Origin of the sequence: Halorarum halophilum, assembly GCF_013401515.1 — an archaeon.
In the GTDB taxonomy this organism is placed as follows: domain Archaea; phylum Halobacteriota; class Halobacteria; order Halobacteriales; family Haloferacaceae; genus Halorarum; species Halorarum halophilum.
In genome coordinates, this window is record NZ_CP058529.1 from 2,555,854 (window position 1) to 2,567,864 (window position 12,011).

Genomic DNA, 12,011 nt, shown 5'->3' on the forward strand with positions numbered 1-12,011 from the left:
CCTGCCGCCGGACCTTCCATACAGTGAGGTCTGGCTTTTCGTGACGAGACCCCAATGAAGTGATGGTTCCAAGACGTCGTGCTGAATACAGGGCGCGTATCGGGCACGAGAACGAGACACTGTGACGGTCGAAGGTATCGCTAAGAACAGGCGAGGTAGTGAACAATATTCTTCCTATACTGGGGAATCTTCTTCTCAGTCGGCAGTGAACCTTGGTTATGTTCCGTGACGCGCTGGAAACCATCGTCAGCGGAATTTTGGCTTTTGCCATCGGGTATCTACTTTGGCCTCCTTTTCCCGGGCAGTTCTACTGGGGCGCCGTGAGCGACGTGGTGGGCGGTTTCGTAACACTTCTCGTGATTATTGGACTTTGTTTCAGCTTCGGCTTCATCGTCCGCAATACGACACCGATAACTTCCGTCAACTTCGCCATCGGGAGCTTGCTTGCCTACCTCGTCGGGATGTACCTGATAGCCGCCACGATGGAGCCCGATAGCCCGGTTCACTGGCTCGTGTACGGTCTCATGTTAGCCGGCACGATATTCGGCCACGCTCCCTCTGAGATACTCGACGCTGCGATAGACGGTTTCGTACGAATGCTCGACCTGTCCTCACAGAGATAACTGCTGAACTACTTGGTTTGGTATCACAGTTGCAGAAGGGCTCGTCAGTGCGCTCACGCCACCTACTGGCGATAACTAAGCCGGTATCTCTTAGCGGCTGTTTCAACATTCACTCGCCGAAAATATCGCCGGTGCGCTGCTGAATACACCTTCTATATTCAGCAGGCGACGTTTGGCAGATTCCTGGAGGGATCGATAGTCGCACCAGGAACTGCTTCCCAGTACTCAGCATCACATCAGTCAGCGGTACAGGGTCACTTGCGAGAAGACCTAATTCCCGGCAGATCTTCCGCGGGGATCCGACTGGTCACTCACAGCGCCCACACACAGGGAAGAAGTTGTCCAATCGGCTGTATCTGAATCAACTGCTACGTAGACCTGCGAACTGATTGGTGGGGTTTTTATCAGAAAAAGATGATGTTCGTTGAGCCATTCTGATGTACATAACGCGCGTTCAGCAGCAAGTCGTCGATTCAAGCTTCTTTCCCCCTTCCAAATCAGCAACGAGACGTACTCGATTACCCTTGAACGGTCGTTTCGGATTCGTGAGCACCTTTTGGCTGCCGTTATGCGGGTGATGACTTGCCACCGCAGACACCATGGTGAAGCGACCTCCGGCTCCACACTCGGATGGGGATCACAATGGCACGCCCACAACGGCGACCAGACCCGTCGAATTTGGCGGAAGTGCTCGATCGCATCCTCGATAAGGGAATCGTCATCGACGTCTGGGCACGCATCTCCGTCATCGGTCTCGAGCTAATCACCATCGAGGCACGGATCGTCGTGGCCTCCATCGATACCTTCCTGCACTACACGGAGGAGATCGCGAAGTTGGAGCAGGCCACCGTCGAGGCTGACCTCGAAGAAGTCGAAGTCGAGACGCGGCCGGAGTCGTCACCCGCGTAAACGGCCAGGTATCGCTCGGTATCCACTAGGTCGTCCTCGCGAAAGTAGAAGGGCCACGAATACACCGTCTGTATCCAGCAGCCCCATTCCGTCGGGAGGGATTGGCGAAGTCTTCGATGGCGGCTGTGTATGTTTTCGCACGAACTGAGTCACCTCCGTGTAGATTTTCACCCGTCACGACGGTGAGGAGTCGTCGCAGGCACTCGCCAGCCCTCCGACGGTACAACGGCGGGTCGACCCGGTAACTACTTTCCACGGGCCGCGCCAAGTGGCGACTATATGAATCACGACCGCTCCCGCGACCTGTACGACCGGGCGCTGTCCGTCCTCGCGGGCGGCGTCAACTCCTCGGTCCGGGCGAGCATGCCGTACCCGTTCTTCGCCGAGCGCGGCGACGGCGCCCACCTCGTCGACGCCGACGGCAACCGCTACGTCGACTACGTGATGGGCTACGGCCCGCTGCTGTTCGGCCACGACCTCCCGGACCCGGTCACCGCGGCCATCCAGCAGCACGCCAGCCAGGGGCCGATGTACGGCGCCCCGACCGAGATCGAGGTCGAACTCGCGGAGTTCGTGACGCGACACGTCCCCTCGGTGGAGATGCTCCGGTTCGTGAACAGCGGCACCGAAGCGACGGTCTCGGCCGTCCGCCTGGCCCGCGGCTACACCGGCCGCGACAAGATCGTCGTGATGCAGGGCGGCTACCACGGCGCTCAGGAGTCGACGCTCGTGGAGGCCGGTGAGGACCCGTACCACACCCACCCGTCCTCGCCCGGAATCCCCGAGAGCTTCGCGGAGCACACCATCGCGGTGCCGTTCAACGACGAGGAGGCCGTCACGGAGGTGTTCTCCGAGCACGGCGAGGAGATCGCCGCGGTCCTGACCGAACCCATCCTCGGAAACACCGGCATCGTCCACCCGGTCGACGGCTACCACCGGACACTCCGGGACCTCTGTGACGAGCACGGGTCGCTGCTGGTCTTCGACGAGGTCATCACCGGCTTCCGCGTCGGCGGCCTCCAGTGCGCACAGGGGGAGTTCGGGATCACCCCGGACCTCACGACGTTCGGGAAGATAATCGGCGGCGGCTTCCCGGTCGGCGCCGTCGGCGGCCGTGCGGAGGTCGTCGAGCACTTCACGCCCGCCGGGAGCGTGTTCCAGTCCGGAACCTTCTCGGGCCACCCGGTGACGATGGCGGCGGGCTACGAGACGCTGAAGTACGCCGCCGAGCACGACGTGTACGACCACGTGAACGCCCTCGGCGACGAGCTTCGCGCCGGGATCCGGGACATCTGCGAGGAGCACGCGCCCGAGTACACCGTCGTCGGCACCGACTCGATGTTCAAGACGATCTTCACCCGCGAGGCGCCCGAGGCGTTCGAGGGCCACTGCGAGGCCGGCTGCACCCAGCGCGAGACCTGCCCGCGGTACGACATCTGCCCGAAAAACAGCGCCGACGTGAACGCCGCCGCGACCGACCGCTGGGAGCGCGTGTTCTGGCAGGAGATGAAGGAGCGCGGTATCTGGCTCACCGCGAACCAGTTCGAGTCGCAGTTCGTCTCCTACGCCCACACGGAGGAGGACGTCGAGCGGACGCTGGAGGCGTACAAGGAAGCGCTCTGATTCCGAGTCCCAGTTTCGTTCGATAGGTACCTTCGAGCAGGTTCGAAGGGCCGGTCGATTGATTCTGCTCCGGAGATGGGTCTGGAAGCCCCCGCCGTCTGCGCGAAGCCCGGGGCCTCAAGCACCGGAGCGACCGAGCCGCGCGAGGGAGCGAGGAGCGCAGAGCGTCCCACGCAAGCGCAGACGGCGGCCCCTTCCATTCTCACCCGATGGTGATTCAGTGGGGCGTCGCCAGGCGGTTTCTCGGTACCATCGTGGACGGACACCTACTCGTTCCGCCGTGGGGTTCGGGTGGTCGATTCGTGATCAACAGTGGGGTACTCGTCGGAGCAGAGGGTGTGACGGTCGAGGAACAGGTCACGATCCCAGTCTCTCCGTCACGAAGGCAGCGCCGACGAACTCGAATCGGGCGGCGCTGGCCGTGGGAAAGTTTATATCGGCTATCGACCCAAGTGTGAACTAGTATCATGGGAACGCGCGGGATGGAGTCCACCGTTTACCTGACGACGACGGTCACCGACGAGACCGAGGACGGTCGCGACGAGACCGAGCGCGCCACGCGCGACCCGCTCGCCGCCGATACCGACGGGTTCCTGTCCAGACTCGACGGGCTCGCCTCGCGGCTCACCGGCCGTCGGGACCGATAGTCCCCACGACGACCCGACCGGAACTCGGCTTCCGCCGAACGTGAAACCTGTCTGACGTGCGCGTGACGCCGGAGGGACGCTTATCCCTCTCGACGGCGTAGCCCGCCCAACTCACATGGAGGAGAGTATCTCCGGCTTCAAGGTCCGGGGGGACTGGGGCGACGTCGTGGAACACGGCGAGCGCATCACCCGAGCCCTCAGGGAGGCTGGCGTCCGCGAGGCGACGTCGGACGCGTTCGAAGAGTGGAACGAATGGCGGCCGAAGGTCCACGAGCGCCTGGGCGAGGACGTGAGCGAGAAGACCGCCGAACAGGCCAGCGTCGGCGAGGGCGAGGGCGAGAAGGCCGGCAAGACCCCGGAGGACGACCTCCAGACCGCCGGCGAGAAGCTCTCCGAGTCCTACGAGAAGGTCGACAACGGCGACAACGAGGGCGCGCTGGAGTCCTGGAAGGACTCCATCGACCACGTCGCCCGCGCGGCCGACTCCGCCAGCCGGAAGGCCGTCCGGAAGGTGGAGGGCACCGTCTACCGCAAGGTGATGACCCAGCTCGCGCCGTACTACTTCGACAACGAACTCGTCTCGGCGAACCTCCAGAAGACGACCCGCGGCGAGGAGGACGGCCCCGCGTTCGTCTTCGAGGTGAACGTCAACGACGACGACCTGAAGGAGGAAGTGTCCGAGCGCCTCGCGGACTTCGAGGACCAGGTCGACCGCTGGCACGTCGACACCGAGAAGGTGATGGACACCGCCGAGGCCGCCGAGGGCGTCGAGCCGCCCGCGGAGACCATCGAGGACGCCAGCGAGGGGCGTTCGAAGTCCACCACCAACTGAGACCGTTCCGTCGACCACCTCCCAACCCTTCCGACCCCCCTACTCCTCGACCGGCTGTTTCAGCTCCACCCGGTAGCCGAACGGGTCCCTGACGTACACGGCCGGCGCTCGTCCGGTCGCCCCGAGCGGGTTCTCCAGCCGCCGTTCCACGTCGATGCCGGCGTCCGCCAGGGCCGCCTCGATCTCGTCGATCCCCTGTTCCACGATCAGCGCGAGGTGGTCGTACCCCGTCCCGTCCGGCTCCGTGAACTCCTCGGTCGGCCAGAGGTGGAGCAGGTGGTCGGGCGTCAGCCTGACGTCGAAGAACGGCGTCTCGCCAGACCGGTACCGCTCGACTCCCTCGAGTTCGAAGCCGAGCGCGTCGCCGTAGAACGACCTGGCGTCGGCGAGGCCGTCGGCCGGAACGTGGAGCGTCGCGTGATCGATGGCGCGTGCGTCCATGCCGTGACGTTCGCCGGCGGGAGCAAGAAACATGGCGGCGGACCTCGGACTCGTACCCGATGGAACCGCTCCGCATCGACGCCGGCGAACTGACGGCCGACGAGATCATCGAGGCGATGCGGGACGGCCGGCGCGTCGTCGTCACCGCCGACCTGTTCGGCGACGAGCGCGAACTGACGCTCCGCCACGACGGCGAGACATTCTACTGCGACACGCCGACGCGGCTCCACAAGCACACCGAGGAGGCGGAGATGCGCGCTTGCATCGAGAAGATGGGGTACGCCCGCGAGGAGTGAGCGGCGCTCGGATGCGGGCTGGCACGGACGCTCCCCGGACTTCGTCCGGCAGCGTCCGCGGTGCGGGCGAGAACGACCCCATGGCCGGGATTTAACCCCGTCTCACCCCTACTTCCGGTAGATGAGCGACGGACCCGACATGGAGGACCTCATCCACACGGAGGAGCCCACCTTCCAGCACGTGATGGCCTGCGTCTTCGGGATTCAGGAACACGAGAGCCGCACGTACCTCGCCCTCCGCGAGCACCCGGGGAGCACCGTCGAGGAACTGGCCGAGGTGCTCGACCGGGACCGCTCGAACGTGAACCGCTCGCTCACGACGCTGCTCGAGAAGAACCTCGCCGAGCGCGAGCGCCGGCTGCTCGACCCCGGAGGCTACGTCTACCAGTACACCGCGACTCCGCTCGAGGACGCGAAGGAGATGCTCCACGCCGCGCTCGACGAGTGGGCCGAGACCGTCCACGAGCGCATCGACGGGTTCGGCGACGAGTAGGCGGAGGCGCGAAGCAGGCGGGTCGTCCTGTCGGATCACACCCATTTAGCGGCCGGGCGTCGGGAAAACCTCTTCATGGTGGTTACCGGATGGAGGACGATGCCCGTCTCGAACCCCTCGTCCGTCGTCTCCTTCGACGGCGACGCGGTCCGTGCCGTCCTCGAGGAACGCGTCGAAGGCTCGCTCCGGTCGCTCGTCGAGTACGACCAGGACGAGTTCAACCCGCTGTACGTCGACGACGTCGCGCTCTCGTTCTACGAGGACGAGGCGGCGATGACCGCCCACTTCGAGCGTATCCACTCGTACATCCACCTCGATTTCACGGAGCTCGACCTGTTCACCGACGAGCTGTTCCCGGTCTCCGAGCGCGTCCGCTACCTGACGACGGGGTTCGACGTGTTCACCCTCGTCCGCGTGTACATCGACCGGGAAGGGCTGTTCATGGCGCTCGACCCCGGCGAGCCGGTCGAACCGCTCGTCCGGACCGTCGACGACGCCGTTGAATCCAGCGAGGAGGGCCGGCAGTCGGCCGACTCCTGAACCCACCGTCGAGCGAGGGGTTCGGCTGGGGGAACGTCGGCGGGGAAACCGTTCTCCGGTTCGTCGGGTCCGCCGCGAGTTCGCCGTTTCACTGTTCGGCGGGAGTTGGCCGATACAGGTCGCGCTTGCTGTAGACGTAGATCGCATAGATCACGGTCGGTACGAGCGAAAAGGCCCCCTCAGTGCCGACGGTGAGGATCCCGGAGAACGCTGCGAAAGCGACCACGAAATTGAATGCAAAGGATGCCATGGCAAGCGTCCAGCCCCACGGTCGGAGCGTCCAGAGACCGTACACGGCGAACAATGATACGACGACGGTCACTGTGAGAACGAGCCAGTCACGTGGCGCCCAGTCGAGAGCATCGGCGACCGAGACCACGACGGCCGTGCCGACTATCGTGGAGAAGAGTACGAGGAGACAGACGATCTTGATTCCGAGCGGTGGACTGGTCGCGAATCGTCGTTCGGAATCCATCGGCCTCATATAAATCTCATCACAATATAATCTTATGCACATAAGTCCCCGCGAACAGGTTCGATTTCTCGTCCTACATCGTGTCGCCTTCCAGTTTTCCCAGTCACCTTCACGTAGCATCGACGCCCGGCACTCCCGAGCCTCGCGGCCTCCTCCTGCCGCTCGGCACTACCCGCCACAATCCGCCGACTTTTCACCGCCGGGGCCCACCTCCCGCCCATGACCGACCTCGTCCTCGACGCGCCCGCCCAGCCGGCACCCCCCGAAGCCGACGACGGCACCTGGCTGGAGTGTATCGACTGCGGCGAGCAGTTCGCCCCCTTCGACGCCATCCGGTACACCTGCGACGACTGCGGCGGCCTGCTGGAGGCGCGGTACGCGGACCTCCCGACGTTCGACGAGTTCGAGGGGGAGGGCGTCTGGCGCTACTCGGCGGCGCTCCCCTTCGAGGAGGGCGTTTCGCTTCCCGAGGGGAACACGCCACTCCACGAGATGCCACGGCTCCGCGAGTCGGTCGGCGTGAACCGCCTGCGGGTGAAACATGAGGGGATGAACCCCACGGGCTCGTTCAAGGACCGCGGGATGACCGTCGGCGTCCGCGTCGCGCGCGAACTCGGCGTCGAGCGCCTGGCGTGCGCCTCCACGGGGAACACCTCCGCCGCGCTCGCGGCCTACGGCGCCCGTGCGGGGATGGAGACGCTCGTGTTGCTCCCGTCGGGCAAGGTCGCGGCCGGCAAGATCGCGCAGGCCAGCCTCCACGACGCCCGCATCCTCGAGGTCGACGGCAACTTCGACGCCTGCCTCGACATCGTCCAGGAACTCGCGGCCGACGGCGACGTCTACCTCCTGAACTCGCTCAACCCGTTCCGGCTGGAGGGCCAGAAGACCATCGGCTTCGAGATCCTCGAGCGCTTCCACGCCGACTACGGCACCTACCCGGACCGGATCGTCCTCCCCGTCGGCAACGCCGGCAACACGGCGGCGCTGTTCAAGGCGTTCCGCGAACTCGTGACCGCGGGCGAACTCGACGTCGACGACGTCCCGGCGCTCACCGGCGTGCAGGCTGAAGGCGCCGCGCCGATGGTCGAGGCGATCGAGGACGGCGCCGACGAGGTCCGCCGCTGGGAGGAGGTGGAGACGCGCGCGACTGCCATCCGCATCGGCAACCCGGTGAACGCGCCGAAGGCGCTGCCCGGCATCCGCGAGACGGGCGGCACCGCCGTCGCCGTGAGCGACGCGGAGATCACCGACGCCCAGCGCGCGCTCGCGGCCGAGGGCGTCGGCGTCGAACCCGCCTCCGCGGCGTCCGTTGCGGGGCTCCGCAAACTCCGCGACGACGGCGTCGTCGGCGCCGACGAGGACGTGGTCTGTCTCACGACCGGCCACCTGCTGAAGGACCCCGACGCCGCTTTCGCCGCCGGCGACGACCCCGAACCGGTGGCCAACGACGCCGACGCGGTCCGGGCGCTGCTCGAGTGAGGCGACGGGGCCGAAGTCGGCCGCCGCCTACGGTCGGACGAGTCTGCGCACGCATTCCTCGGAAAAATACGCTCCCGGTTCCCAGAACCGGTAATCGGGAAAGAACTGTCATATGCCGGCCGGACCTCCGACGAACTAGTGTCATCCCTGAACGCCTCTAACACGGACCGATCGGTCGAACCGGACGCGACCCCCGACGACGAACCGACTCCCGAACGGGACCTCGACGACGGAGACGAGAGCGGTGATCTCGCGAACGTCGAGAACGAGGTCTCGGACGCCCTCGCCGACCTGCAGGGGGCCTCCGAGGAGATCGCCGGGCGGACCGACTCCATCGTCGACCTCAGCCGCGAGCAGACCGAGGGGATGGGCGAGGTTCGAAAGGAGATCACGGACATGAGCGCGGCCGTCGAGGAGGTCGCCTCCTCGGCCGAACAGGTCGCCGCCGAGAGCCGCGAGGTGAGCGACCTCGCGAGCGAGGGCCGCCAGTCGGCGCGAAAGGTCGTCGACGCGATGGGGACGGTTCGTGACTCCTCGAACGTCGTCTCCGAGCGCGTCCGGAAGATCGACGACGGCGTCGACGAGATTGATGTGATTATCGACGTGATGAACGACATCGCGGCCCAGACGAACCTCCTCGCGCTCAACGCCTCCATCGAGGCCGCCCGCGCGGGCGAGGCCGGTGCCGGGTTCTCCGTCGTCGCGGAGGAGATCAAGTCCCTCGCGGAGAAGTCCCAGCGCCGTGCCGCCGACATCGAGACGTCGCTCGACGAGATCAAGTCGGACACGTCCCAGGCGGTCGACGCGCTCGACGAGAGCGACGAGCGGGTCAAGGTGGGAATCGACGAGGTCGACAACGCGATGGACAACCTCGAGGACATCTCCGACTCGGTCGACGAGCTCGACGTCGGCGTGACGCAGGTCGCGACCGCGACCGACCAGCAGGCCGCCAGCGCCGAGGAGATCTCCGCGATGGTCGACCAGACCGCCGAGAACGCCGGCCGGATCCTCTCGGAGGCGCGCGAGATCGACGCCGCGGTCCGCGAGCAGGGCACGGCCATCCACGACGCCAGCGGACACGTCGAGACGATCGACGAGGTGGCGGAGAACGGCGTCGACGACGACCGGTAGGGTCGCCCTCGAGGGCGCGATTCGACGTGCGGGCGGTCGCGGGAAACCGCCGGAGCGGACGGCGACCGAGCGGGAACTTGTCGGAGGTCCTTCGGGTGTCATCCGCGCGTGACACGGCTGTCCGATGGGTACTTTTGGTCCGCGTCGTGGTAGTGTCTCACATGTCTCCGGAGGCACGCGGTCGGAGCGAAACGCAGGAATCCGAGGAGGTGTACGGCGGCGAGGACGCCCCCGAGGTCGTCCGCCTCCGACGGGAGAACGCCCGGCTCCGACACCGGGTCGTGACGATGGAGCGCGAGCGGGACAACCTCGTCGCCCGGTACGAGGCGCTGCTGCCGGACGGTGCGGAGCGGGACGGTGACGGAACGACGAACACGCGGCCGTCCGACGACCGAGCTTTCTGGGAGGACGGGTCCGATGCGGACGTGACGGGCCGGTCACGGTCGGACCGTGGCTCGGTCGTCGCCGCGATCGGCCGGTTCCTCCGCGATCGACTCCGGTAACGACGACCCGTCCCGGCCGCCGCTTCTCTCGAACTGCTGTCGGTCTTCCCGATCCGAACTACTGCCGGTGTTCCCGGCGACAGACGTTCCTCACCTGCTGTAACTGCGGTTCACAGTGTAAGTCGCGCCGACTGGGGAGCCGACTCAGGCCTCGTCCAGCGTGATGGTCGTGACCTCGATGACGCGGTCGTCGGCGAGCAGGCGCTGGAGCGTCTCCGTCGGCACCGGGCCGTCGAGGTTGTACACGGTGATCGCCTCGCCGCCGATGGTCTCGCGGGCGTTGAACATCCCCGCGATGTTCACGTTCGACTCGCCGAGCACCGTGCCGACGAGCCCGATGACGCCGGGTTCGTCGCGGTTGCGTGCGACGAGCATGTGGCCGTACGGACGGGCGTCCACCCTGTAGTCGTCGATGCGGACGATTCGGGGGTCGTCGCCGGCGAACAGCGTCCCCTCGACCGACATCGAGCTGTCGCCGTCCTCGACGGTCACCCGGACGAGGCTCTGGAAGTCCTCGGTCTGGCGGGTCTTGCTCTCGGTCACCTCGATGCCGCGGTCCTCGGCGAGCTGCGGCGCGTTGACGGCGTTCACCTCGTACTCGAGCTGGGAGAAGACGCCCTTCAGCGCCGAGGCGGTGACGAGGTCGATCTCCTCGTCGGCGATCTCGCCCTCGTAGTGGACCTCGACCGACGAGATGCGTTCGCCGAGGAGCTGGGCGGCGATGCGCCCGGCCGTCTCGGCCACGTCGATGTAGGGCTTGACGCGGGGGAACGCCGACTCGTCCATCGAGGGCGCGTTCAGCGCGCTCATCACCGGCTCCTCGTTGAACGCCGCGAGCACCTGTCTGGCGGTGTCGATGGCGACGTTCTCCTGGGCGGCCTCGGTGGAGGCGCCGAGGTGGGGCGTGACGACGATGTCGTCCACGTCGAGCAGCGGCGAGTCGGCGGGGAGCGGCTCCTCGGCGAACACGTCGAGTGCGGCGCCCTTGACGGGGCCGTTCGCCACCGCCTCGGCGAGCGCGTCCTCGTCGACGAGGCCGCCGCGGGCGACGTTGACGAGGTAGCCGTCGCCGAGCGACTCCAGCTCCTCGGCGCCGATCATCCCCTCCGTCTCGGGGAGCAGCGGGGTGTGGATGGTCGCGAAGTCGGCCCGCTCCAGGCACTCGTGGACCTCGTCGACGAGTTCGGCGCCGAACTGGCCGGCGCGCTCCTCGGAGATGTACGGGTCGAAGACGACCAGATCCATGCCGAAGGAGTCGAGCCGCTTCGCGACCTCCTGACCGACGCGGCCGAGGCCGACGATGCCGAGCGTCTTGTTGTTCAGTTCGCGCCCGAGGTAGTCGCCCTTCGCCCACTCGCCGTCCTTGAGCCGGTCGTGGGCCTGCGGGATGGAGCGGGCGACGGCGAACGCCATCGCGACGGTGTGTTCGGCGGCCGCGCGGATGTTCCCCTGCGGCGCGTTCGCGACGATGACGCCGTGGTCGGTCGCCGCGTCGATGTCGATGTTGTCGACGCCGACGCCGGCCCGCCCGACGATGACGAGGTTCGGGGCGGCCTCGAACAGTTCGCGGTCCACCTCGGTGCCGGAGCGCACGATGAGCGCGTTGACGTCCCTGACCGCCTCCAGCAGGGCGTCGCCGTCGAGGTCGTAGCCTGTCTCGACCTCGTGGCCCGCCTCGCGTAACAGCTCCATCCCGGCGTCCGCGACCGGGTCGCTGACGAGTACCTTCATGCACCGAGGGAACTCCGGCGCGAGGGTAAGCCTTTCTGCGACGGCGGAACTCGCCCTCCGATCGTGACGGCTCGCGGACCCGTCGGCTGTGGTTATCCGGTCGCTAACCCCTTCGTTTCGACTGGAGATTCGACCGCCTCGGCCGGGTCTCCCGAGCGGTTTCAGGACCGCCAATAGGGGTTTCGACTTCCCCGTCGGCCGTCGGAGCCTCCCTGACCTGCTGGGACGGAGTCGGGGATGTCGGGCGGGGCCGAGGGACGATGGCGGACGGGCTCGCAGCCCCAACTG

At 66.4% G+C, this 12,011-nt stretch carries 14 protein-coding genes; 11 read left to right on the forward strand and 3 right to left on the reverse strand.

Annotation, left to right across the window (positions count from 1 at the left end):
* The first annotated feature begins 218 nt into the window (after nucleotides 1-218).
* From HUG10_RS12885 to HUG10_RS12905, 5 genes are all read left to right on the forward strand, one after another.
* Complete coding sequence (locus HUG10_RS12885) at nucleotides 219-623, forward strand: hypothetical protein (protein ID WP_179169963.1); 405 nt, start codon at nucleotides 219-221, stop codon at nucleotides 621-623.
* 642 nt (nucleotides 624-1,265) lie between these two features.
* Entirely contained in the window at nucleotides 1,266-1,532 is a 267-nt protein-coding gene (gene gvpA, locus HUG10_RS12890; RefSeq protein ID WP_179171077.1) for a gas vesicle protein GvpA, read from the forward strand.
* Between the two features lie 279 nt (nucleotides 1,533-1,811).
* Complete coding sequence (gene hemL / locus HUG10_RS12895) at nucleotides 1,812-3,155, forward strand: glutamate-1-semialdehyde 2,1-aminomutase (RefSeq protein WP_179169964.1); 1,344 nt, start codon at nucleotides 1,812-1,814, stop codon at nucleotides 3,153-3,155.
* 467 nt (nucleotides 3,156-3,622) lie between these two features.
* A complete protein-coding gene (locus HUG10_RS12900) occupies nucleotides 3,623-3,802 on the forward strand; it encodes a hypothetical protein (RefSeq protein WP_179169965.1) in 180 nt (59 codons plus the stop codon).
* Nucleotides 3,803-3,917: 115 nt separating this feature from the next.
* Nucleotides 3,918-4,634, forward strand: a complete 717-nt coding sequence (locus HUG10_RS12905; RefSeq protein WP_179169966.1) for a DUF5828 family protein — start codon at nucleotides 3,918-3,920, stop codon at nucleotides 4,632-4,634.
* Between the two features lie 39 nt (nucleotides 4,635-4,673).
* Here the strand turns inward: HUG10_RS12905 and HUG10_RS12910 are convergent, their stop codons facing one another.
* Complete coding sequence (locus HUG10_RS12910; RefSeq protein ID WP_179171078.1) at nucleotides 4,674-5,075, reverse strand: VOC family protein; 402 nt, start codon at nucleotides 5,073-5,075, stop codon at nucleotides 4,674-4,676.
* Nucleotides 5,076-5,134: 59 nt separating this feature from the next.
* Between HUG10_RS12910 and HUG10_RS12915 the strand changes: the two genes are divergently transcribed.
* The 3 genes from HUG10_RS12915 (at nucleotide 5,135) to HUG10_RS12925 (ending at nucleotide 6,404) form a co-directional block, all read left to right on the forward strand.
* Nucleotides 5,135-5,371: a hypothetical protein gene (locus HUG10_RS12915; RefSeq protein ID WP_179169967.1), complete on the forward strand. Its 237-nt coding sequence runs from the start codon at nucleotides 5,135-5,137 to the stop codon at nucleotides 5,369-5,371.
* A 121-nt stretch (nucleotides 5,372-5,492) separates the two neighbouring features.
* Nucleotides 5,493-5,864 carry a helix-turn-helix domain-containing protein gene (locus HUG10_RS12920; RefSeq protein WP_179169968.1) on the forward strand — a complete coding sequence of 124 codons (372 nt, stop codon included), beginning with the start codon at nucleotides 5,493-5,495 and terminating at the stop codon, nucleotides 5,862-5,864.
* 99 nt (nucleotides 5,865-5,963) lie between these two features.
* On the forward strand, nucleotides 5,964-6,404 hold the full coding sequence (locus HUG10_RS12925; RefSeq protein WP_179169969.1) for a hypothetical protein: 441 nt from the start codon (nucleotides 5,964-5,966) through the stop codon (nucleotides 6,402-6,404).
* Between the two features lie 88 nt (nucleotides 6,405-6,492).
* Here HUG10_RS12925 and HUG10_RS12930 read toward each other — a convergent pair whose 3' ends face one another.
* Nucleotides 6,493-6,879, reverse strand: coding sequence for a hypothetical protein (locus HUG10_RS12930; protein ID WP_179169970.1), 387 nt, complete (start codon nucleotides 6,877-6,879; stop codon nucleotides 6,493-6,495).
* Between the two features lie 219 nt (nucleotides 6,880-7,098).
* Between HUG10_RS12930 and thrC the strand changes: the two genes are divergently transcribed.
* From thrC to HUG10_RS12945, 3 genes are all read left to right on the forward strand, one after another.
* Nucleotides 7,099-8,358: a threonine synthase gene (gene thrC / locus HUG10_RS12935; RefSeq protein WP_179169971.1), complete on the forward strand. Its 1,260-nt coding sequence runs from the start codon at nucleotides 7,099-7,101 to the stop codon at nucleotides 8,356-8,358.
* A gap of 138 nt (nucleotides 8,359-8,496) precedes the next feature.
* On the forward strand, nucleotides 8,497-9,489 hold the full coding sequence (locus HUG10_RS12940) for a methyl-accepting chemotaxis protein (protein WP_179169972.1): 993 nt from the start codon (nucleotides 8,497-8,499) through the stop codon (nucleotides 9,487-9,489).
* A 161-nt stretch (nucleotides 9,490-9,650) separates the two neighbouring features.
* Entirely contained in the window at nucleotides 9,651-9,992 is a 342-nt protein-coding gene (locus HUG10_RS12945) for a hypothetical protein (protein ID WP_179169973.1), read from the forward strand.
* Nucleotides 9,993-10,136: 144 nt separating this feature from the next.
* Here HUG10_RS12945 and serA read toward each other — a convergent pair whose 3' ends face one another.
* Nucleotides 10,137-11,723: a phosphoglycerate dehydrogenase gene (gene serA / locus HUG10_RS12950; protein ID WP_179169974.1), complete on the reverse strand. Its 1,587-nt coding sequence runs from the start codon at nucleotides 11,721-11,723 to the stop codon at nucleotides 10,137-10,139.
* Between the last annotated feature and the right edge of the window lie 288 nt (nucleotides 11,724-12,011).